A 25,770-nucleotide genomic window follows, 5' to 3' on the forward strand; every position below is an offset into this window, starting at 1 on the left:
GCTCAGCCCCGGTCGCGCAGGAACCGCGCCATCGACACCCCGCCCTGCGCCGGCGCGAACTCGGCGGCGACGTCGACGAAGCCGCGCATCACCGCGACCTCGCGCGGCGTGCGGTTGAGCGCGTCGCGCAGGCCCGGATCGCAGCCGGCGCGCAGCAGGTGGCGCGCCAGGCGCAGCAGGCCGTGCAGCGCGGTCAGGTGCAGGGGACCGAAGCCGCGCGGGTCCTGGGCGTCGAGCCGGGTGTCCTCGTCGAGCAGGCGATCCACCGCGGCCAGCACCACGTCCTCGTCGCAGGCGGTCCCCGGCTCGGCGCGCGCGCCCAGCAGCAGCAGCAGCGGCGTGACGCCGCCCGCGGCCTCGGCGTCGGCCTCGGCGCCGGCCAGCAGCAGGGTGTCGAACAACGCGAGCAGGCGTGGGCGGTCGCGCGCGGTGAAGCCGTAGAGCGACGCGCAGTGCAGCGGCGTCAGGCCCTGGGCGTCGGCGGCCTGGATGTTGGCGCCGGCGGTGAGCAGGCGCGCGCAGATGTCGGGCATGCCCAGTGCGGCGGCGATCATCAGCACGGTCACGTCGCCCGGAAGGCGGTGTTCGAGCGCGACCCGGGCGCGCAGCAGGCGCTCGACGATGGCGCCGTGGCGCATGCTGACCGCGGCCGACAGCGGGGTGGCGCCGGTATGCGCGGCGCGCTGCGGATCGGCGCCGCGCTCGAGCAGCAGCTCCAGCACGTCGGCATGGCCGCCACCGGCCGCGCGCAGCAGGCCGGTGCAGCCCTTGTCATCGACGGCATCGACGGCGAAGCCGAAGTCGAGCAGGCGGCGCACCGCGGCGGCGTCCCCGGCCATCGCCGCGGCCGGGAGGTCGCCCTCGCGCAGCGGCCGCCCCGGCAGCGCCCAGCCATTCCAGTCGAGCCAGTCCGCGAGGTCGCGGCGGCCGGCGGACAGCGCCACGCCCAGTGGCGTCTGGCCGTCCGCGGCGCGCACCGCCGGCGAGGCACCGCCCTTGACCAGCAGGCGCAGCGCCGCTTCGCGACCCAGCGCAGCGGCCAGGTGCAGGGCCGTCATGCCGCGGCCATCGCGGCGGTCGAGGTCGACGCCGTCGGCGACCAGGCGCTCGAGCAGGCGCATCCAGCCCAGGCGCACCGAGAGCGCGGCGGCGGGTTCGCCGCCCGGCGACGGGGCGAAGACGTCGGCGCCACGATCGACCAGCTCGAGTGCGAACTGCTCCAGCCCGCGTGACGCCTGGTCCTCGCGCACGCAGGCTTCGAGGAAGCGCGCCAGGCCGCCGGCACCCGCCGGCGAGGCCCCGCCGCGAAGCAGGGCCTGGACGGCCGGCAGGGCCGCGGTGCCGCGACCGAGCAGCTGCAGCAGCGCGGTGTCCGCGCCCTCGGCACGCGCATCCGGATCCGCGCCGTTGAGCAGCAGCCACTCGATGTGCGCCGGCGTCGGCGGCGTGTCGCCGGCCAGCAGCAGGCCTCCCAGCTCGGCCGGGGACACCAGCTGGACCAGCGGCTCCAGTCCCTCGTGGCGGCCATCGGCAAGCTGCTCGCGCAGCACGTCGAGGGGCGCGCGGTCGACCGGGCCATCGCTGTCGCCGCCCAGCACGCTGGTTGGCAGCGGATGTTCGGGGTCGAGCACCGCGACCACCGCCCAGCGACCCGCGGCGGCGGCATGGTCGACAGCCCGCTTTCCGGATGCGTCCGGCTGTCCGGCGTCGACGCCAAGCTCCAGCAGCCGGGTCGCGAGCGCCGCACCGCCCGAACCACAGAGGGAGGCCAGGTGCAGGGCGTTGCGGCCGTCGCCGTCGACCGCCTGGGCATCGGCGTGGGCGGCGAGGCGGTCTAGCGCCGCCGCGTGCCCGCCACAGGCGGCATCGAGCAGCGCCGTGCGTCCCGCCGAGTCGCGGGCGTCCGGATCGGCCCTGGCATCGAGCAGGGCGCCGATGATCTCCACGTGTCCGGCCAGCGCGGCCTCGTGCAGCGCGCTGCGTCCACGCGCATCGCGGGCGTCGACGCGGGCCTTGTGCCGGAGCAGCAGCGCGACGCCGGCGGCGTCGTCGTCATCACCGCCGGCAGCCGCCAGCAGTGGCGGGGAGCCGTCTTCGGGCTCGGTGCGCGCGCCGCGTTCGAGCAGGAAGCGCGCCAGCCGCCAGTTGCCGCTGCCGCAGGCGATGCCGAGCGGCGTCACGCCCTCGGCGTTGCGCGCGTCGAGTTCGGCCGCGGCGTCGCGCAGCAGCGCGGCCACGCCGGGATCCGAGCTGCGCGCGGCATGGTGCAGCGGCGTGTTGCCGTCGCGGTCGGCGGCACGCGGGTCGGCGCCGTTGGCGAGCAGGGTCATCACCGCCTCGGGGCGGCCGTGCCAGCTGTCGCGCGTGGCGGCCAGCAGCGGCGTCAGTCCGGCGTGGGCAATGTTGAGGTCGACGCCGCGGCCGATCAGGGCGCGCAGCAGGCGCAGGTCGGGCAGCACCGCGGCCAGCACCGCGAGCGAACGCTGGTCGCGGCTGTCCGCGCCGGGCAGCGCGTGTGGATCGGCATCCTGTTCGAGCAGGTCCAGGGCGCGCTCGACCTTGCCGCTGCGCGCGGCGGTGTACAGGGCTTCGGTCGCATCGCCCGGATCGGCATCGTCGACCTGTATCGACTGCGCGGGCTCGGGCATCTCGACCACGTCCAGCGCCGCGCCGGCCAGCGGGGCGCGCAGCAGCACCCGGTGCAGCAGTGGCCAGGCCAGTCCGGCCAGCGCCGCCAGGATCCAGCGCGCGCCGCCGGTGACCAGCCCCGGCCACGCCAGCAGCAGGGCCAACGCGAGGATCGCGGCGATCGCAAGCGCCGCGCCCAGGCCGCGCCAGCTGGATCCGTCGACCTCGTCCAGCGAACGCCACTGTCCGGCGAGCGTCTGCCCGCCCTCGCCTTCCACGCGCTGCCACAGCGGCCACAGCCGCCAGAGCGCGATCACGCCCAGGCCCGCGGTCGCGCTGAGCGCGAACGCCGCCCCCAGCGAAGCACCTCCGCTGGCCAGCAGCGCCGATAGCGGCCAGCCCACCAGCAGCGCCGACGCGGCCATGGCCAGCGCCCACAGCAGCAGCAGCGCGACCAGGTCGCGGCGCAGCGCGGCGCCGGTGGGGAGCGTGCCGCGCAGGCCCAGCGCCAGCGCAGGCTGGGCCAGGCAGGCGGCCGCGGCGGCCAGCGCGGCCTCGGGAACACCGGCCAGCAGGGCGAGCAGGACGCCGGCCGCGAGCGCCAGCCAGGCCTTCGAAGTGGCGCGCTCAGGCATCGGTGCCCCAGTCCTCGGTCAGCGGATCGACGTCCGCGCGGGGCGGCATCTGCAGGTGGAAGCCGCGCGCGGCCAGGTTGGCGCGCACGGTGTCGACGTCCTCGCGCGCCAGCCGCCGCCCGGGCACCAGGGCGACATCGAGTACGAAGCGCAGCTCGCCCAGCTGTTCGCGGACCGCATCGGGGATGCGGTCGAAACCGTCGAGGCCGGCGAGATAGACGTAGGTATCAGCCTTGCGAAGGCTCTTGTAGACGAAGGCTTGCATCTGCGGCTCCAGCGCGCGGGCGCACGCGTGCAGAGGGAAGCATAAAGCAAGCGCGCCGCGGCGCCCGGCGGCGGCGGCGCGCAGAGTGGACGCCGGCTCAGTGGTAGCCGGCGTCGGCCTGGATCTTGCCGCGGAACACCGAGTACGACCAGGCGGTATAGCCGAGGATGATCGGCAGCAGGATCGCCAGCCCGACCAGGGTGAAACCCTGCGAGGACGGCGGCGACGACGCCTCCCAGATGCTCAGCGACGGCGGGATGATGTTCGGCCACATGCCGACCACGAGGCCCGCGAAGCCGAGCACGAAGAAGCTCAGCGTCAGCAGGAACGGACTGGCGTCGCGCCCCTCGCGCATCGCCGCGCGCCACAGCCAGAGCGCGTTGACCAGGGCCAGCAGGGGCACCGGCGCCAGCCACCAGAAGTTGTTGCCCTCGAACCAGCGCGCCATGACCTGGGAATCCAGGAACGGCAGCCAGGCGCTGACCAGTCCCATGAACGCCACCACCACCAGCACCAGCGGCCGGGTCAGCGTGCGCGCCACCTGCTGCAGCCGCCCTTCGGTCTTCAGGATCAGCCAGCCTGCTCCGAGCAGCGCATAGCCGAACACCACCGCCACGCCGGTCAGCATCGAGAACGGGCTGAACCAGTCCAGCGCGCCGCCGAGGTACTTGCCCTCCTCCAGCGGCATGCCCTCGACCAGTGCGCCGAGGATCACGCCCTGGGCGAAGGCCGCCACCGTCGAGCCGGCCGCGAACGCGCCGCCCCAGAAGCGCTTGCCGCGCTGCGCCTTGAAGCGGAACTCGAAGGCGACGCCGCGGAAGATCAGCGCGACCAGCATCACCAGCACCGGCAGGTACAGCGCCGACAGCAGGATCGCGTAGGCCTTGGGGAACGCGGCCAGGAGGCCCGTGCCGCCGAGCACCAGCCAGGTCTCGTTGCCGTCCCAGATCGGCGCGGCGGTGTTCATCATGTGGTCGAGCTGGCCGCCGTCCTCGGCGAACGGCGCGAGCACGCCCAGGCCGAGCACGAAGCCGTCCAGCAGCACATACATCATCACGCCGAAGCCGATCACGAAGTACCAGGCCACCGGCAGCCAGGTCGCGGTCTCCATCAGCGATCCTCCGTACGGGTCGGCGCCGTGCTCGCATGTTCGCGCTCGCCGACCGACAGCGGGCGCGCCGGCGTCTTCTCGCCGCCTTCGGTGCGCGGCGGTTCCTCGAACGGCTGCGGCCCCTTGCGTACCAGTCCCAGCAGGTAGCGGATGCCGGCGCCGAAGATGACCGCATAGGCCACCGCGTAGGTCGCCAGCGAGGTCGCCACCGCGGCGGCGGTGATGTTCGGGCTGACCGCATCGCTGGTGCGCAGCAGCCCGTAGACCACCCAGGGCTGGCGACCGATCTCGACCACGTACCAGCCGGCCAGCAGGGCGATGAAGCCGGCCGGGCTCAGCAGCCGCCAGCCATCGAGCAGCCAGCGCGATCCGAACAGCCATCCGCGCCACCAGGCCCAGGCGGAGGCCAGCGCCAGCACCAGCATCGCCATGCCGAGGCCGACCATGATCCGGAAGCCCCAGAACACCGGCGCGACCGGCGGCCGCTCGCTGGCCGGTACCGCGGTCAGCGGCTCGATCTCGCCGTCCCAGCTGTGGGTGAGGATCAGGCTGCCCAGGCGCGGGATGGCCAGCTCGTAGCGGTTGGTCTCGTTCGCCTCGTCCGGGAGCGCGAACAGGACCAGGGGCACGCCGGCGCCGGGTTCGCCGGCCTCCCAGTGCCCCTCCATCGCCGCCAGCTTGGTCGGCTGGTGCTCGCCGACGTTGAGCCCGTGCAGGTCGCCGACCAGCACCTGGAGCGGCAGCGCGATCGCCGCGAAGGCCACCGCGAGCTTCAGCATCCGGCGGCCCTCCTCCTCGTGCACGCCGCGCCGCAGGTACCACGCGCTGACGCCGCCGATCACGAAGCAGGTGGTGATGAACGCGGCCAGCACCATGTGCGCCAGCCGGTAGGGGAACGACGGGTTGAAGATCACCGCGAACCAGTCCACCGGGACGAACACGCCGTCGACCAGCTCGTGGCCCTGCGGCGTCTGCATCCAGCTGTTGGCGGCCAGGATCCAGAAGGTCGAGAGCAGCGTGCCCAGCGCGACCATGGAGGTCGAGAAGAAGTGCAGCTTCGGCGAGACCCGGTTCCAGCCGAACAGCATGACGCCGAGGAAGCTGGCCTCGAGGAAGAACGCGGTCAGCACCTCGTAGGACAGCAGCGGGCCCAGGATCGGGCCGGCACGTTCGCTGAGCACCGCCCAGTTGGTGCCGAACTGGAAGCTCATGACGATGCCGCTGACCACGCCCATGCCGAAGCTGATGGCGAAGATCCGCAGCCAGAAGAAGTACAGGTCGCGCCACATCGCGTCGCGCGTGCGCAGCCAGCGCCACTCGAGGAAGGCGAGCCAGTGCGCGAGACCGATGGTGAAGGCCGGAAACAGGATGTGGAAGGTGATGACGAAGCCGAACTGGATCCTCGACAGCAACAGGACGTCCACGCGTTTCTCCGCGACCTTCGGGGGCAGGGCGGGCCCCATTCTGCGCCGGCGCGCGCGCGCTGCGGTTCATGCGGCGTGAACGCTTCCGCGCGTCTCGGCCATGACCACCGGCCCAGAGCCGCCGCGACCGCGGCTGATACGCTGGCGCGTCCATGTCCGGGGGTCCCTGCACCATGCGCCAACGTTCCGCCGCTTCGCTCGTCCTGCTTCCGCTGATGCTCGCGGTGCCCGCGCTCCCCGCCACCGCCCAGCCGGCCCAGGTGCTCGACCTGCACCAGGTGATGGCCGACCCGGACTGGATCGGTCCGCCGGTGGAGCGGATGTGGTGGTCCTGGGACGGCGGCACCGCCTACTACATGGCCAAGCGCAGCGGCAGCAACGTCCGCGACACCTATGCGCAGCCGGTCACCGGCGGCAGCGCGCGCCTGGTCGAGGGCGCCGCGCGCGCCGACCTCGACGCGGCCAACCCGGTGTTCGATGCCACCCGCTCGCGCATGGCCTTCCTGCGCAGCGGCGACGTCTTCGTGCGTGACCTGCGCGGTGGCACGCTCACCCAGCTCACCCGCACCGAGGCCGGCGAATCCCAGCTGCAGTGGGGCCGCGACGGATCGCTGAGCTGGCGCAGCGGCAACGACTGGTTCCGCTGGACCGCCAGCACCGGCGCCGGCCAGGCCGCGAGCCTGAAGGCCGAGGACGCGCCGGGCACCGCGCCGAAGCCGGATGCGCTGCGCGAGCGCCAACTGCGCTACATCGAGACCCTGCGCGTCGAGCGCGAGCGCCGCGAGGAGCTGCGCACCCAGGGCGAGGCCTGGCGCAGCGAGGATCCGACGCGCGCGCCGGCGCCCGCCTACCTGGGCAAGGACGTCGAGATCCAGGGCAGCGCGATGTCGCCCGACGGCCGCTGGCTGCTGGCCGTCACCCAGGCCAAGGGCGCCGAGGCCGGCCAGGCCGGCAAGATGCCGAAGTACGTCACCGAATCCGGCTACGAGGAGTTCGAGGACGTGCGCACCCGCGTCGGCCGGAACGATCCGGCGCCGCAGGCGCTCTGGCTGGTCTCGATCGCCGACGGCCAGGTGCGCGAGCTGAAGACCGACGCCCTTCCCGGCATCACCGCCGACCCGCTGGCCGCGCTGCGCAAGGCCGCGGGCAAGGACGCCCTGAAGGGCAACCGCGCGGTGCGCATCGAAGGCTGGGGCGGCGACGTCTCGGGCGGTGCGCGCTGGAGCGACGACGGCCGCGCGCTGGCGCTCATGCTGCACTCGGTCGACAACAAGGACCGCTGGCTGGCCACCGTCGACCTGTCGCGGGCCGCGCTGCAGCCGGTGCACCGCCTCACCGACGAGGCCTGGATCAACTGGGGCTTCAACGAATTCGGCTGGATGCCCGATGGCCGCACGCTGTGGTTCCTGTCGGAGGAGTCCGGCTGGTCGCAGCTGTACCTGTCCAGCGGCGGCCGCGCGCGCGCGCTGACGTCGGGCCGCTGGGAAGCCTCGCAGCCGGTGCCGACCGCGGATGGGCAGGGCTTCCTGTTCCTGTGCAACCGCGCACGCCCCGGCGACTACGAGGTCTGCCACGTCGGTGCCGATGACGGCGCGGTGCGTGAGCTGACCGCGCTGGACGGCGTCGAGGATTTCGTGGCCTCGCCCGACGGCCGCCAGCTGCTGGTGCGGCATTCGTCGAGCTACGTGCCGCCGCAGCTGTCGGTGGTGCCCGCCAATGGCGGCGCCGCGCGCCAGCTCACCGACACCCGCAGCGCGGCGTTCAAGGCCTACGACTGGCTGCAGCCGGAAACCGTGCAGGTGCCGTCGAAGCACGGCGCGGGCACGGTCTGGGGCAAGTACTACGGTCCGAAGACCATGGAGCCGGGCCGCAAGTATCCGGTCGTGCTGTTCGTGCACGGCGCCGGCTATCTGCAGAACGTCAGCGATCGCTACCCCAACTACTTCCGCGAGCAGATGTTCCACAACATGCTCGTGCAGCAGGGCTACATCGTCCTGGACCTGGATTTCCGCGCCTCCGAAGGCTACGGCCGCGACTGGCGCACCGCGATCTACCGGCAGATGGGCCATCCGGAGCTCGAGGACTACCTCGATGGCATCGACTGGATCGTGGCGAACCGCCAGGGCGATCGCGACCGCGTCGGCATCTACGGCGGCAGCTACGGCGGCTTCCTGACCTTCATGGGCCTGTTCCGCGAACCCGGGACCTTCAAGGCCGGCGCCGCGCTGCGCCCGGTGACCGACTGGTCGCAGTACAACCACGGCTACACCGCCAACATCCTCAACACGCCCGAGCTCGATCCCGAGGCCTACGCGAAGTCCTCGCCGATGGAGTACGCCGAGGGCCTGCAGGACCACCTGCTGATCGCCCACGGCATGATCGACGACAACGTGTTCTACAAGGACTCGGTGATGCTGGCGCAGCGCCTGATCGAGCTGCGCAAGGACAAGTGGGAGCTGGCGAGCTATCCGCTGGAGCGCCACGGCTACGTGCACGCGGATTCCTGGTACGACCAGTACCGGCGCATCCACGAGCTCTTCGAGCGCACCCTGAAAGCGCCATAACCCCCTGCAGGAGCGGCTGCAGCCGCTCCTGCAGGGGTTCGCTGGGTCCGCCAGGGCGGAGGGCGGTTCCCGCCCGCCTTACAATGACGGCATGAACGATTTCGACACCGTCCGCGGCTACCTGACCGGCCTCCAGGACCGCATCTGCCAAGCCATGGAGGCCGCCGACGGCGCGGCGCGCTTCCACGAGGATGCGTGGACGCGCCCCGACGAACGCGCCGACGGCGGACTCTCCGGCGGCGGGCGCACCCGGATCCTGCGCGACGGCGCGGTCTTCGAGCAGGCCGGCATCGGCTTCTCCGACGTCTCCGGCACGCGCCTGCCGCCCTCGGCCACCGCCAGCCGGCCGGAACTTGCCGGCGCCTCGTGGCGCGCGGTGGGCGTGTCGCTGGTGTTCCACCCGCGCAACCCCTACCTGCCGACCACCCACGCCAACGTCCGCCATTTCCGCGCCGAGCGCGACGGCGAGACCGTGGCCTCCTGGTTCGGCGGCGGCTTCGACCTCACGCCCTTCTATCCCTTCGACGCCGACGTGCTGCACTGGCACCGCACCGCCCGCGCGCTGTGCGAGCCCTTCGGCGGCGCATCGCGCTACGAGGCGCACAAGGCCTGGTGCGACGACTACTTCGTCCTCAAGCACCGCGGCGAGACCCGTGGCGTCGGCGGGCTGTTCTTCGACGACCTGGCCGACGACTTCGAACGCGACTTCGCCTACATGCGCGCGGTCGGCGATGGCTTCCTCGAGGCCTGGCTGCCGATCGTCGAGCGCCGCAAGGCGATGGCCTACGGCGAGCGCGAGCGCGAGTTCCAGCTCTACCGCCGCGGCCGCTACGTCGAGTTCAACCTGGTCTGGGACCGCGGCACGCATTTCGGCCTGCAGTCCGGCGGCCGCAGCGAATCGATCCTGATGAGCCTGCCGCCTCTCGCGCGCTGGGAATACGGCTTCCAGCCCGAACCGGGCAGCCCGGAATCACGCCTGGCCGACTACCTGCGGCCGCGCGACTGGCTGCGCGAGCTCGGCGCCTCCCGGTAGCGCCCGTCCCTCAGGACTTCGCATCCCTGGGCACCACGGTGATGGTGCCGTCGACCTCGAGCGTGACCAGCGCGGCGCCCGAGATGTCGGACAGGCCGTTGTCGCGCAGCGCCTCGTCGACGTCGAGCCTGCTCAGGTTCTGCGCACGCATCACCGGCGTGAACAGCTCGCCGTCGCGCGCCAGCAGCACCGGGCTGCCTTCGACCAGCTTGTCGAGGCGGTCGCTGCGCGCGGTCGCGAAGCCCACCAGCCAGTTGCAGCCGATCAGCGTCGCCGCCAGGATCAGCCCGCCGAGGAGCGAATAGTCCTCGCCGATCAGCGAGTTCTGCACCGCCGTGCCCAGCAGCACGATCACCATCAGGTCGAACGGGGTGAACTGGCCGACGGTGCGCTTGCCCGACAGGCGCAGCATCACCAGCAGGATGACGTACACGGCGACCGCGCGGAGGACGAACTCCCACCACGGCATTGCAAGGTCGAACAGTCCGGACATGGCGCACTCGGCTCGGGGGTCGGCGCCATCTGGCCAGCGTCGCCGTGAAGGGTTCGCCTTCGACGGGTGACCCGGTGACCCGGTGATCCCGTGGCTCAGGCCCCGGCGCGGCCGCTCCCCAGCGCCAGGGCCGCGCCGAGCAGCCCGGGATTGGGATGCGTCGCGACCTGGACCGACACCGGCTCCAGGTAGGTCGCGAAGCGGCCCTTGGCGAGGAAACGCTCGCGGAAGGCGCTCGCGCGCAGGAAGGGCAGGAAGCGCGGCACGATGCCCCCTGCGATCACCACCGCGCGGGCGCCGTGCACCAGCGCGACGTCGCCGGCGACGCTGCCGAGGATCGCGCAGAAGCGCGCCAGGGCGCGGCGGGCCACGAGGTCGTGGCCGTCGAGCGCGGCGGCCACGACCTCCGCCGGGTCGCGCATGGCCCCGTCCGGAGAGGCACGCGGTGCGCGCAGCACGGCGTCGATGGCCGAAAGGCCGCTGCCGGACAGCAGGCGCTCCCAGGAGGCGCGCCCGTGGCGCGCGGTCGCCCAGTCGGCCAGCGCGCGCTCCTCGTCGCCCAGCGGCGCGAAGCTGACATGCCCGCCCTCGGTTTCGACCACCTCCCAGCCCTGCTCCGCGCTGCCCACCAGCAGGCCGACGCCGAAGCCCGTGCCCGGTCCGATCACGCTGACCGGGCCGCGCTCCAGCGCGTGGTCCTGGCCATGCAGGACGACGCGTTCGCCTTCGGCCAGCGCAGGCACCGCGCGCGCGATCGCGCCGAAGTCGTTGACCAGGCGCAGTTCGTCCAGGCCCAGCGCCTCGCGCAACTCGTGGCGGTTGAACGACCAGGCGCGGTTGGTGAGGCGCATCTCGTCGCCGCCCACCGGGCAGGCGAGCGCGATCGCGGCGCGCCGCGGCCGCGCCGCGACGCCGGCGAGGTAGTGCTCGGCGGCGTGCTGCAGGCTGGCGAAGCCGGCCGTCGGCAGCGAGCGGGGCTCCAGCAGGCCGGGCGTGGCCGCACCGGGATCGCACAGCGCGAAGCGCGCGTTCGTGCCGCCGATGTCGGCGACCAGGGCGAGTTCCGCGCCGGCGGGTCGCTGCGGTGCCCCGGAAGGGCTGTCTTGGGTCAGGTTGGGGTCCATGCGCTGATCCTGCCGCATCCGCCGCCGGGGCGCCCGCAAGAAACCTGCGGGCAATAAAAAGCCCCGCAGGCAGGGGGGGCCGGCGGGGCTGGAGAACGGGGCTCGGGGAGAAGCCGTCGTTCCGGGGTCGATCATCTCCAGGGGAGGGAGTGATCTGCGACAGACCTTGCATCTGTCACGGGCTATATGACCATCGCGCACATGGATGGTTCGTGAAGATCAGCGTTAAGTTTTTGTTGGATTCAGCCGCCATTTACCACCCGCCAGCCGCGCCTGTCTGCAGCGGACGTGCGGCCCGCATCAGTCCGCCCCGTTCAGGCAGCGCAGGCCTCAGTGGGCCTGCTCCCAGTTGTCACCGAATCCGCTGTCGACCACCAGCGGCACCTTCAGATCGGCGGCCCCGGTCATCCGCGCGACCACCCCCGCCAGCAGGGTGTCGACGAAGTCGGCATCGCACTCGAACACCAGTTCGTCGTGCACCTGCAGGATCATCAGCGCGCGGTCGGCGCGGTCGGCCAGCCAGCCGTCAACCGACACCATGGCGCGCTTGATGATGTCGGCCGCCGTGCCCTGCATCGGCGCGTTGATCGCGGCGCGCTCGGCGCCCGCGCGCTGGGCCTGGGTGCCGCGGCTGATGTACTCCAGGTACAGGCGGCGGCCGAAGACGGTTTCGACATAGCCCTGTTCGCGCGCCTGGGCGCGGGTGCGCTCCATGAAGTCCCGCACGCCGGGATAGCGCGAGAAGTACAGGGCGATGTAGTCCTGCGCCTCGCCGCGCGAGATGCCGAGGTTGCGCGCCAGGCCGAAGGCGCCCATGCCGTACATCAGGCCGAAGTTGATCGCCTTGGCCGCGCGCCGCTCGTCGCCGGTGACCTCGTCGATGCCGCGGCCGAACACTTCCGCGGCGGTGGCGCGGTGGATGTCCGCGCCGCCGGCGAAGGCCGTGAGCAGGCCGTTGTCCTGCGACAGGTGGGCCATGATCCGGAGTTCGATCTGCGAGTAGTCGCAGGCCACGATCTTCCGCCCGGGAGGCGCGATGAAGGCGGTGCGGATGCGGCGCCCGTCCTCGGTGCGGATCGGAATGTTCTGCAGGTTGGGATCGCTCGACGCCAGGCGCCCGGTGGCGGCGCCGGCCTGCTGGTAGCTGGTGTGCAGGCGGCCGGTTTCCGGGTTGACCATCTCCGGCAGCTTGTCGGTGTAGGTGCCGCGCAGCTTGGCCATGCTGCGGTAGTCGAGGATCACCCTTGGCAGCTCGTGGAGTTCGGCGATGGCCTCCAGCGCCTCCTCGTTGGCCGAGGGCTGGCCCTTGGGCGTCTTCACCAGCGTCGGCAGCCTGAGTTCGTCGTAGAGCAGCGCGCAGACCTGCTTGGGCGAATCCAGGTTGAAGCTTCGGCCGGCCAGCGCGGTCGCGCGCTGCTGCAGCTCGAGCATGCGCCGGCCGAGGTCGGCGCCCTGCCGGCGCAGCTCGTCGCCGTCGAGCAGCACGCCGTGCGCCTCGACCCGCGCCAGCACGTCGACCAGCGGCATCTCGATGTCGCGGTACACCGGCTGCAGGCCCGGCTCGGACTCCAGCCGCGCCGAAAGCACGCGGTGCAGGCGCAGGGTGACGTCGGCGTCCTCGGCCGCATAGCGCGTGGCGTCGTCGATGGCCACCTGGGAGAACGGGATCTGCTTCGCGCCCTTGCCGGCGACGTCGGTGTAGGCAAGCGTCTGGTAGCCCAGCTCGCGCCGCGCCAGCGAGTCCATGTCGTGGCGCGCACGGCCGGAGTCGAGCACGAAGCTTTCCAGCAGGGTGTCGTCGGCATAGCCGGCCACGCGGACGCCATGGCGGCGCAGCACGTGCAGGTCGTACTTGCCGTTCTGGCCGACCTTGCGCACGCCGGGGTCCTCCAGCAGCGGCCGCAGCCGCTCCAGCGCCTGCGCGCGGTCGAGCTGGGCGGGCGCGCCGGGATAGTCGTGCGCCAGCGGAAGATAGGCGGCGTGGCCGGGTTCGCCGCACACGCTCAGGCCCACCAGGTTGGCGCGCAGCGGATCGAGCGAATCGGTCTCGGTGTCGAGCGCGAAGACGCCCGCTTCGCGCAGGCGCGCGATCCACGCCTCGAGCGCCGTGGCGTCGAAGATCGTCTCGTGGCGACCGGCAACCGCGAGCGCCGGGTCCAGCGCAGCGGCGTCCGGAGCCGCCGCCGGCGCGACGAAGCCGGTCCCGGGCCGCGCGATCGTCGCCTTCGCCGGCACCACGCCGTTGGCGCTGCCGCCGTCGAGCTCCTTCAGCGCCTGGCCGAAGCCGTAGCGCGCATAGAAGGTGCGCAGCGTGTCGACATCGGGTTCGTGCAGCGCGAGGTCGGTGGGCCCGGCCTCGAGCCCGACGTCGGTGCGGATGGTGGCCAGCGTGCGGTTCAGCGGCAGGCGCTCGAGCGACGCGCGCAGGTTGTCGCCGACCTTGCCCTTGATCTCCGGTGCGGCGGCGATGACGCCGTCGAGCGTGTCATGCGCCGCGAGCCACTTGGCGGCGGTCTTGGGCCCGCACTTCTCCACGCCGATGATGTTGTCGACGCTGTCGCCCATCAGCGCCAGCAGGTCGACGATCTGGTCGGGGCGCACGCCGAACTTCGCGAACACCGCCTCGTCGGAATCGGTGCGGCTGCCGCTCATCGTGTTGACCAGCGACACGCCGGGCCGCACCAGCTGGGCGAAGTCCTTGTCGCCGGTGGAGATGGTGACGTCGATGCCCTGGGCGGCCGCATCCAGCGCCAGCGTGCCGATCACGTCGTCGGCCTCGACGCCGGGCACGCGCAGGATCGGCATGCCGAGCGCTTCCACCACGTCGCACATCGGCTGCACCTGCGCGCGCAGGTCGTCGGGCATGGGCGCGCGGTTGGCTTTGTATTCGGGATACAGGTCGTCGCGGAAGGTGCGACCGGGCGCGTCGACCACAAAGGCCACGTATTCCGGCTGTTCCTTCAGCGTCGCGCGCAGCATGTTGACCACGCCGAACAGCGCGCCGGTCGGCTCGCCTTCGGCGTTGGTCAGCGGCGGCAGCGCGTGGAAGGCGCGGTAGAGGTAGGAGGAACCGTCGATCAGGACCAGGCGTTTCATGCCCGGATTCTACGTCCTCACCGTCCGTGGCCGAGCCGCTGGCGCATAATCGGGCCAGCCTCCAGGGAGAACGCCATGAACCGCTTCGCGCCTGCCCTTGCCGCCGCGCTCCTGCTGGGCGCCTGCGCCACGTCCGCCGATCCGCTGGTCCAGGCCGGCATTCCGGAGGGCGCGGAGGAGACGGTCCGCATCGAGGCCAACGGTGACACCGTCACCGAATACCGCGTCGACGGCCGCGTCCGCGCGCTGAAGGTCGAACCCTCGCGCGGCCCGACCTACTACCTCTACGACCGCGACGGCGACGGCATCGTCGACAGCGAGCGCGACGGCGTGTCACCGGTCTACTTCAAGCTGTTCGAGTGGAACTGATCACCCCGCCCGGCCACGACCGAGGAGGCGACAGCGGGTACGTCGGCCTGCGCCGTCACCTGCAGCCTGTGCTCACCACCTGGCTGACCGGCCTGCTGTCGGTCCTGCCGCTGGTCCTGACCCTGGTCCTGCTGGGCTGGGCGGTGGGCGTGGTCAACGGCGTGCTGGGGCCGAACAGCCTGTTCGGCCGCTCGTTCACCGTCTTCGGCACCTGGTTCGCCGCGCATCCGGTAGTGGCCTGGCTGCTCGGCACGGCGCTGACCATCGTCCTGGTCTACCTGCTGGGCCTGCTGGTGCAGTCGCGGCTGAAGGCGCCGTTCAAGGCAATGCTCGACAACACCATGCGCCGCATTCCGCTGGTGGGCAGCATCTATGCGCTGGCCGAACGCTTCGTGTCGGTCATCGGCGACCGACAGCAGGCCGACATCGCCGCGATGAGCCCGGTCTGGTGCTTCTTCGGCGGCGACGGCGTGGCCGTGCTCGGCCTGCTGCCCAATCCCGAGCCGATCGAGATCGACGGGCGCATGCACCTGACCGTGCTGGTGCCGACCGCGCCGATCCCGGTGGGCGGCGGCCTGCTGTACGTGCCCGCGGCCTGGGTGAAGCCGGCCGATATCGGCATCGACACCCTGACCAGCGTCTACCTGTCGATGGGCATCACCTCGCCGCGTCCGGGTCCCGCGACGTCGGCGCGTGGTAAAATCCACGTCCCCGTCGGGGAGTAGCCTGCTTCCATCCGTGGAAGCGTCCGCGTCAACACACTCGGCCGCAACCCTGCCGTGGCGCGTGACACCCCTCCAGGTTGGCGAGACCTTCGGTACGCAGGCGCAGCGCAGGACCAGGCGCGCCGGCGTGCCGCCGTCCGCGCGCCTGGCCCTGGAACCTGAATGCACCCGCTTTCCATCCTCATGCTCGGCATCGCGATGTCGACCGACGCCTTCGCCGCGGCCGTCGGCAAGGGCGCGGCCATGCGACGGCCGCAGCTGCGCGATGCACTGCGCGCCGGCCTGATCTTCGGCGCCATCGAAGCGGTGACGCCGGTGGTCGGCTGGGCGCTGGGCACCGCGGCCTCCGCCTACGTCACCGCCTGGGACCACTGGATCGCGTTCACCCTGCTGACCCTGCTCGGGCTGCGCATGATCCGGGCCGGCATCCGCGGCATGGCCGGCGCAGACGACGATGCCGCGGACGCGCCGGTCCGCCACGGCTTCTGGGCGCTGGCCGCCACCGGTTTCGCCACCAGCATCGACGCCATGGCGGTCGGCGTGGGCCTGGCCTTCCTCGACGTCAATATCCTGGCGGTCGCGGCCACCATCGGCCTGACCACCCTGGTGATGGTGACCGCAGGCATCCTGCTCGGCCGGGTGCTGGGCGCGATGGCGGGCCGGCGCGCGGAAATAGGCGGTGGCGTGCTGCTGATCGCGATCGGCGCCTTCATCCTGTTCGAGCACCTGGGCGGGATGGCGTGAGCAGGCGTGCTAACCCGGCGGGCGCCCGCGCGTTCACATCGCTCCCGCGCCGCGGGCGTCACCATCGACCGTCGCACCCACGACCCTCCGGAGCCTGATGTACGGACGCGAACGCCGCCGCGACACGCCGCTGGACCCCGGCGCCCTGCGCGACGGCCTGACCCCCGGGCAGCTGAAGGCGCTGCACACGCTGGAGCAGTTCAAGTGGACGCTCCGCTTCGTCCGCAGGCCGATGTTCCTCGAGCCGGTTCCGGTGGTCTTCGACCGCACCGGCGAACGCTGGGCGGTCCTCGAGCCGGACGGCTCGCTCAACGAATCGCCGGGCTTCAAACTGCGCGACTGAGCCTCAGGCGGGCTGCAGGTTGGCGTAGGCCATCACCAGCCATTTGCTGCCGGCCTCGTCGAAGTTCACCTGCACGCGTGCATGCGCGCCCGCGCCCTCGATGTCGGTCACCACGCCCGTGCCGAACCTGGCGTGGCTGACGCCCTGTCCCACCGCGATCCCCGGCGTCTCGTCGACCACGGCGTGGCCGTAGTCGCGGCGCGGCGCCTGCGCGTAACGCGGCCGCGACACCTGGACCTTGGGGCGCACCTCGTTGAGCAGCGCCGGCGGGATCTCGCGCAGGAAGCGCGACGGCATGCCGTACATGTCCTGGCCGTGCAGGCGCCGGGTTTCGGCGTGGCTCAGCACCAGCTTCTGCCGCGCGCGGGTGATCCCGACATAGGCCAGGCGCCGCTCCTCCTCCAGGCGCCCGCTCTCGTCGATCGAGCGCGCGTTGGGGAACAGGCCTTCCTCCAGGCCGGCCAGGAACACCAGCGGGAACTCGAGGCCCTTGGCGCTGTGCAGCGTCATCAGCTGCACCCCGTCCTCGCCGGCCTGGGCCTGACCTTCGCCCGCCTCGAGCGCGGCGTAGGCGAGGAAGGCGACCAGCTCGGTCAGCGCCGCCGCCTCGTCGTCGTCGCCACGGACGAAGCGCGAGGCCACCGACACCAGCTCGTCGAGGTTGTCGACGCGGGAATCCAGGCTGCCCTTGGACTCGCGCGCGTAGTGCTCCCGCAGGCCCGAGCGCTCGAGCACGTGGTCGATCTTGTCCTTGAGCGGCAGGTCGGCGAGTTCGCCGTCGATGGCATCGAGGAGTGCGTGGAAGGCCGCGAGCGCGTTGCGCGCGCGCCCGGCCAGCCCGCCGCCCTGCGCGCAGCGCTGCGAGGCCTCCCACAGCGACACGCCATCCTCGCGCGCGCGCATGCGCACCTCGTCGAGGGTGCGTCCGCCGATGCCACGCGTGGGCGTGTTGACCGCGCGCTCGAAGGCGGCATCGTCGGCGCGGTTGGCGACCAGCCGCAGGTAGGCGAGCGCATCCTTCACTTCCGCGCGTTCGAAGAAGCGCACGCCGCCGTAGACGCGGTATGGCAGCTGGGCCTCGAGCAGCTTCTCCTCGATGATCCGCGACTGGGCGTTGCTGCGGTAGAGCACGGCGCAGTCGCCGTGGCTGCCGCCGTCGCGCACCCACTCGCGGATGCGGCCGACGATGTAGTCGGCCTCGTCGATCTCGTTGTAGGCGGCGAACAGGTCAATCGGATCGCCTGCGCCGCTGTCGGTCCACAGCTTCTTGCCCAGCCGTCCCGGGTTGTGCGCGATGACCGCGTTGGCGGCATCGAGGATCGCGGCGGTGGAGCGGTAGTTCTGCTCCAGGCGGATGGTGCGCGCGCCGGGGAAGTCCTGCAGGAAGTGCTGCACGTTCTCGACCTTGGCGCCGCGCCAGCCGTAGATCGCCTGGTCGTCGTCGCCGACCACGAACACCTGCCCCTCGTCGCCGGCCAGCAGACGGATGAAGCCGTACTGGATCGCATTGGTGTCCTGGAACTCGTCGACCATCAGGTGGGCGAAGCGCTGTCGGTAGTGCGCCAGCAGCGCCGGGGTATCGCGCAGCAGTTCGTGCGCGCGCAGCAGGATCTCGGCGAAGTCGACCAGCCCGGCGCGGTCGCAGCGCTCCTGGTACAGCGCATAGGCCTTGAGCATCACCGAGCCCCACTCGTCCTGGCCGTCCTGGATATGCGCCGGGCGCCGGCCCTCGTCCTTCTGCGCGTTGATCCACCAGGCGATCTGGCGCGGCGGAAAGCGCGCCTCGTCGAGCTCCAGCTGCTGCACGACGCGCTTGACCAGGCGCAGCTGGTCGTCGGAATCGAGGATCTGGAAGCCCTCGGGCAGCCTGGCGTCCTGCCAGTGCAGGCGCAGCAGGCGGTGGGCGAGGCCGTGGAAAGTGCCGATCCACAGGCCGCGCGCCCCGTTGCGCAGCAGGGTGTCGGCGCGGTGGCGCATCTCGGCCGCCGCCTTGTTGGTGAAGGTGACCGCGAAGATGCCGTGCACCGGCACCCCGAAGACCTCGTTCAGCCAGGCGATGCGGTGGGTGAGGACCCGGGTCTTGCCGGAGCCGGCGCCGGCAAGCACGAGGTAGTGGCCTGGAGGCGCGGACACGGCCTCGCGCTGGGCATCGTTGAGCCCGTCGAGCAGGTGGGAAACATCCATCCGCGCATTCTACGGGAGGCCCGTCGCGCGCCCCGCGACGTCAGGTCGCCGGTCCCTCGCCAAGCTCGCGGAGCACGGCGTCGAAGGACGCGGGCCGCGCCAGCAGGAAACCCTGGAACTCGTCGCAGCCGCGCTCGCGCAGCCACTCGTGCTGGTGCCAGGTTTCCACGCCCTCGGCGATGACGGCCAGTTCCAGGCCCTGGGCCATGCGCAGGATGGCGTCGCAGATCGCCTCGTTGTCGGGATCGCGGCCCAGGTCGCGCACGAAGGACTGGTCGAGCTTGAGCCGCTCGACCGGCAGGTGCTTGAGATAGGCCAGGCTGGAATACCCGGTGCCGAAGTCGTCGACCGCCAACGACACGCCGAGCGCGCTCAGGGCCTCCATCACCCGCCGGGCGTCCACGGGACTCGCCAGCAGCACGCTCTCGGTCAATTCGAGCTCCAGCCGTCCGCGCGGCAGCCGGAACTCGGCCATGACCTGGGCGACGTCCTCCACCAGGTGCTGCTGGAACTGCAGCGCCGAGACGTTCACGCCCATCCGCAGCGCGCCCCAGCCGGCCTCGTCGAGCCTGCGCCAGCAGCGCACCGCTTCGCGCAGCACCCAGCGCCCCAGCGGCAGGATCAGGCCGGAATCCTCGCAGGCCGGCATGAACACGCCCGGCCCCAGCACCCCGCGCTCGGGGTGGCGCCAGCGCACCAGCGCCTCCATGCCGCAGGGCTTGCCTTCGGCGCCGTACTGCAGCTGGAACGCCAGCTCGAATTCCTCGCGTTGGAGTGCCTTGTGCAGCTCCTGCACCAGCAACAGCCGCTCGCCGGCATGCGAGTCGAACCCGCTGCAGTACGCGAGGCTGCGATTGCGGCCCAGGCGCTTGGCCTGGGCGCCCGCCTGGCTGGCCGCACGCAGGAGCGTCGTGCCGTCGTCGCCATCGCCCGGATGCAGGCTGTAGCCGATGCTGGGCGTGACGTGCAGCGAGATGCCGCTGACCTCGACCGGGCCGGCCACGGCGGCGCGCAGCGCGTCCACGCAGGGTCCGGCGACGGCCCCGGGCGCCAGTGGCAGCATCACGCCGAACTCGTCGCCGCCCAGGCGCGCGACCAGGGCCTGCGCCCCCGCCGCCGCTTCCAGCGTCCTGGCGACGGCGACCAGCAACTGGTCGCCGACGCCGTGCCCCAGGCTGTCGTTGACCAGCTGGAACCGGTCGAGATCGAGATGGCACACCGCCAGCGCTGCGCCGCCCTCCATCGCCTCGTCGATGGCGCGGATCAGGCAGTCGCGGTTCGCGAGCCCGGTCAGGGCGTCGTGGCTGGCCCGGAACGCCAGCTCCTCGGCCGCGCGCTTGCGCATCGTGACGTCGCCCACGATGCCCACGAAGTGACTGGCCTGGCCCTCGCGGTCGACCACCGGCGTCAGCCGGACCTCGAGGCAGCGTTCGTCGGCCGGGTTCCGACCATCCCTGACCTCGACCTGCACGTCCTCGCCACGCGCCATCGCGCGGGTGACCAGACGGCGCGCCCGCGGGTCGACGATGGCGTCGACAGCCTCCGCCCGCTCGCTGCCGTCCTGTCCGGTATCGACGCCGGTCAGCCGCGCGAATGCCTGGTTGCCGTAGACCAGCGAGCCACTCTCCGCCCCGAGGATGAACACGCCCTCTTCGGACGCCTCCACCGCGCGCCGCAGCAGCCGCAGGTCGGCTTCGGCCCGGACCCGGTCGGTCACGTCGAGCGCCAGCGCCAGGCGCGCCGGCCGCTCGTCGAAGGCCACCAGGTCGCGCGCGAACACCAGTCCACTGAAGGTGGTGCCATCGCCGCGCCGCATGGTCCAGGTGCGATGGCCGTACGCCTGCGGGTGGGCAAGGATCTCCTGGCGGAGGTCCTCGCCCGTGCCGTCGACCAGCAGATCGCCGACCCCGATACCGAGCATGCTTTCGCGCTCACGGCGGAACTGGTGCAGCGCGGCGTCGTTGGTTTCCAGGATCGCCAGCGTCTCGCGGTCGTAGACGATCGCCGGCAGCGGATGCTGCTGGTAGAGGAAGCGGTACTGCGCTTCGGCGTCGCGCACGCGTTCGCGCAGGTGCCCGACGGCATCCTCGCTGGCGGCGATATCCCGGCGCATGCGCGCTTCGCGCCCCGCCGCGCGCCCGAGCATCGCCATGCCGCCCACCCAGGCGGCCAGCAGCGCCAGCACGCCGGCCGCGAGGGTGGCGACGAACGTCCACCAGCCGCCGTACATGGCTTCCGGGGTCATGCCGACGGTGGCCATGAGGGGGCGCCCGTCGATCCGGCGATAGCCGACGAACCGCTCCACGCTGTCAAGCAGGCTGCGGGCCCGCACCACGCCCTGCCGCGGGTCCGCCGAAGGGGCGAAGACCGGCGACCGTGCAACATCCAGGCCGGCGTGGCGCGTGCCCGAATCGGAGCGCGCGATCAGGATCGCGTCCAGGGTCAGCAGCGAAGCGACGCCCTGAGCGCCGACCTCGTGCACGCGCAGGATCTCGGTAAACGCGTCTGCATCGAGCTCCGCGCGCAGCCAGCGGCTGGCCTGGCCGGCCGCGTCCCAGTCGAAGGGCATCGCGAGCGGGATGACCCAGCGGCCCCGGGCATCGCGGCCCGGCGTGCCCAGGTACAGCCGGTAGCGCTCGGACGCATCGGGCGGCACGAATTCCGGCGCGACACGCTCCATCCGAAGCCCGTGCACATGCGGATGGCCGGACGCGATCCTGGCCACCTGCTCGCGCGCGAACACCGGCGCGACCCCGGGCGCAACGCTCTCGATGGCCTCCAGGCCATTGACCAGCCCGTGGAATGCGCGCTGGACACCGTCGATGCGCTGGCCGACCTCGCGCGCATGGCTGTCCACCAGGGCCTGGAGGTAGCGCTCGCCGGCCTCGCGGCGGACACGCAGGTCGTTCAGGGCGACCGCGACGGTGGCGAGCACGACGCACGCGATGAGCGTGCCGCCCAACCACCAGGCGCGCCGCTGGCGCGCGGAGCCGGCATCGCCTTCGCGCTGCCGGCGGCCACTCATCCGGGCTGTCCCGCGGGACCCGGTCCGCTCCTCGCCTGCCTCATGCATCCATCCTCACCCCGGCCGCGTCCACGCGGAGTGTTCCCCGGATCCTCAGTGTGCCACGTGCTCCCGCCGGCTGGCCGAGCCCGTCATCAGCTTGTCGGTCCAGGCGATGCCCATCGCCGACAGGATGAAGGCGAAGTGGATGATCGTCTGCCACAGCACACCCACTTCGGTGGCATTGGTGCAGGCCTTGCCCTTGACGCCGGCGGCCACGGCGGCCGCCGCGGCGGCGATGCCATCGGCCGAGGTGCAGTGCGGCAGCCCGCTGCCCAGCGTGCCCGCCTCGATGAAGGTCTTCAGCAGGTGGATCGAGGAAATGCCGATGATCGCCATCGCCAGCTTGACCTTGAGCACGCTGGCGTTGACGTGCGACAGCCACTCGGGCTGGTCCGGGTGGTCCTTCAGGCCCAGCCGCGAGACGAAGGTCTCGTAGCCGCCGACGATCACCATGACCAGCAGGTTGGAGATCATCACCACGTCGATCAGGCCGAGCACGATCAGCATGATGTCCTGCTCGCCAAGCGACGGCGTCAGCTGGATCAGGTGCAGGAGTTCCTTGCCGAACAGGAACACGTACACGCATTGTGCGGCGATCAGGCCCAGGTAGAGCGGCAGCTGCAGCCAGCGCGAGCTGAAGATGAGGGCGGGCAGCGGGCCCAGCCGCGGGGTGGGCGGTTGCAGGTTCGACACGGGAGTCCTTCGGGCGAAAAGCCGGCGAAGCGTAAAGGCCGCGGTGCGCCGCTGCCAAGCGGTTTTCCGCGCCCGGGCCGCCTAGACTCGGGTTCCCCACCCGAGGAGCCCCGCCATGATCGACCTCCACTACTGGCCCACCCCGAACGGCCACAAGGTGACGCTGCTGCTCGAGGAGGCCGGGCTCGACTACCGCATCCACCCGGTCGACATCGGCCAGGGCGACCAGTTCGCGCCGGCGTTCCTGGCGATCTCGCCGAACAACAAGATGCCGGCCATCGTCGACCATGCCCCGGCCGACGGCGGCGCGCCGCAGGCCGTGTTCGAGTCCGGGGCGATCCTGCTCTACCTGGCCGAAAAGACCGGGCGCTTCCTGCCGGCGGATCCGCGCGCGCGGATCGAGGTGCTGGAGTGGCTGTTCTGGCAGATGGCGGGACTGGGACCGATGACCGGACAGTACGGACACTTCAGCGTGTATGCGCCCGAGCCGGTTCCCTACGCCATCGACCGCTACACGAAGGAGGCGCTGCGCCTGCTCGGCGTGCTCGAGCGCCGCCTGGCGGGACGCGCGTTCATCGCCGGCGACTACTCGATCGCCGACATGGCGGCCTATCCCTGGATCAACGTCTACGACCGCGCCCCGCTGGACCTGGCGTCGTTCCCCGAGGTGCGGCGCTGGCAGGCGGCGATCGCCGCGCGCCCGGCGACGCAGCGCGCCTACGCGCTGTCGAAACAGGTCAATCCGGCGGCCGGCGCGCCGATGTCGGACGCGGAGAAGGCGGTGCTGTTCGGCCAGGGGGCAAAACGCGACTGACCGCCGCGGGGGCGCCGCCGGACGGGCGCGATCGGCGCGCCTGCCGCGCGGACCCGCCGGGCCGGCGCCCTGCGGGCCCGGACTGGCTCCGGCATCATGCGGTCCTCGATTCCCTCCGGACCGCGCCCCATGCGCCTGCTGCTGGCCACCGCCGTGATGACCCTGACGCTTTCCAACGCCCATGCCGCCCCGCCCGAGGGCCTCCGCAGCGAAGCCCTGACGCTGGAGGCGATCACCGGCGACGCCGCGCTCTCCGGTCCGACGCTGCTGAAGCCCAAGGTGGCGCCGGACGGCTCGCGCGTGACCTTCCTGCGCGGCAAGGACGCCGACCGCAACCGCCTGGACCTGTGGGCCTACGACGTGGCCAGTGGCGAGACCGCGCTGCTGGTCGACTCGGCCGTGGTCCTGCCCGGCGAGGAGGTGCTGAGCGACGAGGAGAAGGCGCGTCGCGAACGCCAGCGCATCGCCGCACTCTCGGGCATCGTCGACTACCACTGGGCGCCGGATTCGCGCCGGCTGCTGTTCCCGCTCGGCGGCGAACTCTACCTGTACGACCTCGCCCGGACCGGCCAGGACGCGGTGCGCAGGCTGACCCGCGGCGGCGGGTTCGCCACCGATCCCAAGGTGTCGCCCAAGGGCGGCTACGTGAGCTTCGTGCGCGGCCGCAACCTGTGGGTGGTCGACCTCGCCGGCGGCAACGAGATCCAGCTGACCCGCGACGGCGGCGGCGCGATCGCCAACGGCGTGGCCGAATTCGTCGCGGACGAGGAAATGGCGCGCCACACCGGCTACTGGTGGGCGCCGGACGACTCGGCCATCGCCTATGCGCGCATCGACGAGTCGCCGGTGCCGGTGCAGAAGCGCTACGAGGTCTATCCCGACCGCACCGAGGTGGTCGAGCAGCGCTATCCCGCCGCCGGCGACGCCAACGTGGGCATCGAACTGTACGTCGCGCGCCCGGGCACGCCCGAGGCCGCGCCGGTCCGCGTCGACCTGGGCACCGAGACCGACATCTACCTCGCGCGCGTCGACTGGCGCGACCCGCAACGCCTCACCTTCCAGCGCCAGTCGCGCCTGCAGCAGCGGCTGGACCTGGTCGAGGTGGACCTGGCCAGCGGCCGCCAGCGCTCCCTGCTGACCGAGACCTCGGACACCTGGGTGCCGCTGCACGACAACCTGCGCTTCCTGGCCGACGGCCGCTTCCTGTGGTCGAGCGAGCGCGACGGCTTCGAGCACCTCTACCTCGCCAGCGCCGATGGCGCTTCGCTCAGCCAGCTGACCCGCGGCGACTGGCCGGTGGACGCGCTGGAAGCGGTGGACGAGGCGCGCGGCCTGGCGTACTTCACCGCGGGGCGTGAGTCACCGACCCAGCGCGCGCTGTACGCGGTACCGCTGGCCGGCGGCGACATCCGGCCGCTCACGGTCACGCCCGGCACGCACGCCATCACCTTCGCCGGCAACGCCAGCGTCTATGTCGACAGCTGGTCGAACACGCGCACGCCGCCGCAGCTGGAGCTCTACCGCGCCGACGGCACGCGGATCGCCGCGCTGGTCGGGAACGATCCGGCCGACCCGGAACATCCGTATGCGAAGTACCTGGGCGCGCACCTGCCGACGGAGTTCGGCACGCTCACCGCCGCCGACGGCACCACCCCGCTGCACTACAGCCTGATCCGCCCGGCCGGCTTCGATCCCGCGCGTCGCCATCCGGTGGTGACCTACGTCTACGGCGGACCCGCCGCGCAGACGGTGCTCGACAGCTGGCCCGGCCGCGCCGATGCCTTCTTCAACCAGTACCTTGCCCAGCAGGGCTACGTGGTCTTCTCGCTCGACAACCGCGGCACGCCGCGGCGCGGGCGCGCGTTCGGCGGCGCGCTGTACGGGAAGCAGGGCACCGTGGAGGTCGCCGACCAGCGCAAGGGCGTCGCGTGGCTGCGCGCCCAGCCTTGGGTCGACGGCGACCGCATCGGCGTGCACGGCTGGTCGAACGGCGGCTACATGACCCTGATGCTGCTGGGCCAGGCACCGGACGACTTCCGCTGCGGGATCGCGGGAGCGCCGGTCGCCGACTGGGCGCTCTACGACACCCACTACACCGAGCGCTACATGGGTCTGCCGGTGGCCAACGTCGACGGCTATCGCGGCGCGAGCGTCTTCAGCCACCTCGACGGCATGCGCGACGATGCGCTGCTGCTGGTCCACGGCATGGCCGACGACAACGTGCTGTTCAGCAACGCCACCGCGCTGATGTCGCGGCTGCAGGCCAACGGCACGCGCTTCGGGCTGATGACCTATCCGGGCGCCAAGCACGGCCTGCGCGGCGCCGACGCGCTGCACCGCTACCGGCTGGCCGAGCGCTTCCTGTCGGAGTGCCTGGACGACTGATCCGGGCATCATCCGGGCCTCCCGGGGCCATCGCTATACTCGCCCCCTTTCCACCGCCGGACCGTCGCCTTGC

Annotated in this window: 18 protein-coding genes; 8 read left to right on the plus strand and 10 right to left on the minus strand. The window is 72.0% G+C overall.

The window, feature by feature from the left end:
* Positions 1–2: 2 nt before the first annotated feature.
* From JG616_RS06895 to JG616_RS06910, 4 genes are all read right to left on the minus strand, one after another.
* Positions 3–3,263, minus strand: a complete 3,261-nt coding sequence (locus JG616_RS06895) for an ankyrin repeat domain-containing protein (protein ID WP_199392115.1) — start codon at positions 3,261–3,263, stop codon at positions 3–5.
* Positions 3,256–3,528, minus strand: coding sequence for a YcgL domain-containing protein (locus tag JG616_RS06900; protein WP_199362465.1), 273 nt, complete (start codon positions 3,526–3,528; stop codon positions 3,256–3,258). The genes JG616_RS06895 and JG616_RS06900 overlap by 8 nt, the downstream gene beginning before the upstream one ends.
* 97 nt (positions 3,529–3,625) lie before the next feature.
* Positions 3,626–4,639, minus strand: coding sequence for a cytochrome d ubiquinol oxidase subunit II (gene cydB / locus JG616_RS06905; protein ID WP_199362466.1), 1,014 nt, complete (start codon positions 4,637–4,639; stop codon positions 3,626–3,628).
* Positions 4,639–6,063 carry a cytochrome ubiquinol oxidase subunit I gene (locus tag JG616_RS06910; RefSeq protein WP_199392116.1) on the minus strand — a complete coding sequence of 475 codons (1,425 nt, stop codon included), beginning with the start codon at positions 6,061–6,063 and terminating at the stop codon, positions 4,639–4,641. Before JG616_RS06910 ends, cydB begins: the two co-directional genes overlap by 1 nt.
* A gap of 173 nt (positions 6,064–6,236) precedes the next feature.
* Here JG616_RS06910 and JG616_RS06915 point away from each other — a divergent pair, with 173 nt between their 5' ends.
* Both JG616_RS06915 and hemF read left to right on the plus strand, forming a co-directional pair.
* Complete coding sequence (locus JG616_RS06915) at positions 6,237–8,627, plus strand: prolyl oligopeptidase family serine peptidase (RefSeq protein ID WP_235973006.1); 2,391 nt, start codon at positions 6,237–6,239, stop codon at positions 8,625–8,627.
* A gap of 91 nt (positions 8,628–8,718) precedes the next feature.
* The gene (hemF, locus tag JG616_RS06920) at positions 8,719–9,660 is read left to right on the plus strand and encodes an oxygen-dependent coproporphyrinogen oxidase (RefSeq protein WP_199392117.1); all 942 of its coding nucleotides are present in this window, start codon (positions 8,719–8,721) and stop codon (positions 9,658–9,660) included.
* 10 nt (positions 9,661–9,670) lie between these two features.
* Here the strand turns inward: hemF and JG616_RS06925 are convergent, their stop codons facing one another.
* From JG616_RS06925 to polA, 3 genes are all read right to left on the minus strand, one after another.
* A complete protein-coding gene (locus JG616_RS06925; RefSeq protein ID WP_199362469.1) occupies positions 9,671–10,153 on the minus strand; it encodes a YetF domain-containing protein in 483 nt (160 codons plus the stop codon).
* Positions 10,154–10,248: 95 nt separating this feature from the next.
* Entirely contained in the window at positions 10,249–11,277 is a 1,029-nt protein-coding gene (gene glk, locus JG616_RS06930; RefSeq protein WP_199392118.1) for a glucokinase, read from the minus strand.
* A gap of 330 nt (positions 11,278–11,607) precedes the next feature.
* A complete protein-coding gene (polA, locus tag JG616_RS06935; protein ID WP_199392119.1) occupies positions 11,608–14,373 on the minus strand; it encodes a DNA polymerase I in 2,766 nt (921 codons plus the stop codon).
* Positions 14,374–14,448: 75 nt separating this feature from the next.
* On the opposite strand from polA, the gene JG616_RS06940 reads away from it, so the two are divergent.
* The 4 genes from JG616_RS06940 (at position 14,449) to JG616_RS06955 (ending at position 16,554) form a co-directional block, all read left to right on the plus strand.
* The gene (locus JG616_RS06940) at positions 14,449–14,742 is read left to right on the plus strand and encodes a DUF2782 domain-containing protein (protein WP_199362472.1); all 294 of its coding nucleotides are present in this window, start codon (positions 14,449–14,451) and stop codon (positions 14,740–14,742) included.
* Positions 14,733–15,467 carry a DUF502 domain-containing protein gene (locus tag JG616_RS06945; RefSeq protein WP_199362473.1) on the plus strand — a complete coding sequence of 245 codons (735 nt, stop codon included), beginning with the start codon at positions 14,733–14,735 and terminating at the stop codon, positions 15,465–15,467. Before JG616_RS06940 ends, JG616_RS06945 begins: the two co-directional genes overlap by 10 nt.
* 162 nt (positions 15,468–15,629) lie before the next feature.
* Positions 15,630–16,211, plus strand: a complete 582-nt coding sequence (locus JG616_RS06950; protein WP_199362474.1) for a manganese efflux pump MntP family protein — start codon at positions 15,630–15,632, stop codon at positions 16,209–16,211.
* A 97-nt stretch (positions 16,212–16,308) separates the two neighbouring features.
* Complete coding sequence (locus JG616_RS06955) at positions 16,309–16,554, plus strand: hypothetical protein (protein ID WP_199362475.1); 246 nt, start codon at positions 16,309–16,311, stop codon at positions 16,552–16,554.
* Positions 16,555–16,557: 3 nt separating this feature from the next.
* Here JG616_RS06955 and uvrD read toward each other — a convergent pair whose 3' ends face one another.
* From uvrD to JG616_RS06970, 3 genes are all read right to left on the minus strand, one after another.
* Complete coding sequence (gene uvrD / locus JG616_RS06960) at positions 16,558–18,738, minus strand: DNA helicase II (protein ID WP_199392120.1); 2,181 nt, start codon at positions 18,736–18,738, stop codon at positions 16,558–16,560.
* A gap of 40 nt (positions 18,739–18,778) precedes the next feature.
* Positions 18,779–21,763, minus strand: a complete 2,985-nt coding sequence (locus JG616_RS06965) for an EAL domain-containing protein (RefSeq protein ID WP_199392121.1) — start codon at positions 21,761–21,763, stop codon at positions 18,779–18,781.
* Positions 21,764–21,856: 93 nt separating this feature from the next.
* Entirely contained in the window at positions 21,857–22,489 is a 633-nt protein-coding gene (locus tag JG616_RS06970; protein ID WP_199392249.1) for a TIGR00645 family protein, read from the minus strand.
* A 124-nt stretch (positions 22,490–22,613) separates the two neighbouring features.
* On the opposite strand from JG616_RS06970, the gene JG616_RS06975 reads away from it, so the two are divergent.
* Entirely contained in the window at positions 22,614–23,312 is a 699-nt protein-coding gene (locus JG616_RS06975) for a glutathione S-transferase N-terminal domain-containing protein (protein ID WP_199392122.1), read from the plus strand.
* Positions 23,313–23,441: 129 nt separating this feature from the next.
* The gene (locus JG616_RS06980) at positions 23,442–25,697 is read left to right on the plus strand and encodes a S9 family peptidase (RefSeq protein WP_199392123.1); all 2,256 of its coding nucleotides are present in this window, start codon (positions 23,442–23,444) and stop codon (positions 25,695–25,697) included.
* Positions 25,698–25,770 lie beyond the last annotated feature (73 nt).

The organism is Luteimonas sp. MC1895 (genome assembly GCF_016457215.1).
In the GTDB taxonomy this organism is placed as follows: Bacteria; Pseudomonadota; Gammaproteobacteria; order Xanthomonadales; family Xanthomonadaceae; genus Luteimonas.

What these genes read in the sequence shown, in the direction of transcription:
- JG616_RS06895 (WP_199392115.1), bottom strand. Translation starts at nt 3,263, where the DNA reads ATGCCTGAGCGCGCCACTTCGAAGGCCTGGCTGGCGCTCGCGGCCGGC.
- JG616_RS06900 (WP_199362465.1), bottom strand. Translation starts at nt 3,528, where the DNA reads ATGCAAGCCTTCGTCTACAAGAGCCTTCGCAAGGCTGATACCTACGTC.
- cydB (WP_199362466.1), bottom strand. Translation starts at nt 4,639, where the DNA reads ATGGAGACCGCGACCTGGCTGCCGGTGGCCTGGTACTTCGTGATCGGC.
- JG616_RS06915 (WP_235973006.1), top strand. Translation starts at nt 6,237, where the DNA reads ATGCGCCAACGTTCCGCCGCTTCGCTCGTCCTGCTTCCGCTGATGCTC.
- hemF (WP_199392117.1), top strand. Translation starts at nt 8,719, where the DNA reads ATGAACGATTTCGACACCGTCCGCGGCTACCTGACCGGCCTCCAGGAC.
- JG616_RS06925 (WP_199362469.1), bottom strand. Translation starts at nt 10,153, where the DNA reads ATGTCCGGACTGTTCGACCTTGCAATGCCGTGGTGGGAGTTCGTCCTC.
- glk (WP_199392118.1), bottom strand. Translation starts at nt 11,277, where the DNA reads ATGGACCCCAACCTGACCCAAGACAGCCCTTCCGGGGCACCGCAGCGA.
- polA (WP_199392119.1), bottom strand. Translation starts at nt 14,373, where the DNA reads ATGAAACGCCTGGTCCTGATCGACGGTTCCTCCTACCTCTACCGCGCC.
- JG616_RS06940 (WP_199362472.1), top strand. Translation starts at nt 14,449, where the DNA reads ATGAACCGCTTCGCGCCTGCCCTTGCCGCCGCGCTCCTGCTGGGCGCC.
- JG616_RS06950 (WP_199362474.1), top strand. Translation starts at nt 15,630, where the DNA reads ATGCACCCGCTTTCCATCCTCATGCTCGGCATCGCGATGTCGACCGAC.
- JG616_RS06955 (WP_199362475.1), top strand. Translation starts at nt 16,309, where the DNA reads ATGTACGGACGCGAACGCCGCCGCGACACGCCGCTGGACCCCGGCGCC.
- uvrD (WP_199392120.1), bottom strand. Translation starts at nt 18,738, where the DNA reads ATGGATGTTTCCCACCTGCTCGACGGGCTCAACGATGCCCAGCGCGAG.
- JG616_RS06965 (WP_199392121.1), bottom strand. Translation starts at nt 21,763, where the DNA reads ATGAGTGGCCGCCGGCAGCGCGAAGGCGATGCCGGCTCCGCGCGCCAG.
- JG616_RS06975 (WP_199392122.1), top strand. Translation starts at nt 22,614, where the DNA reads ATGATCGACCTCCACTACTGGCCCACCCCGAACGGCCACAAGGTGACG.
- JG616_RS06980 (WP_199392123.1), top strand. Translation starts at nt 23,442, where the DNA reads ATGCGCCTGCTGCTGGCCACCGCCGTGATGACCCTGACGCTTTCCAAC.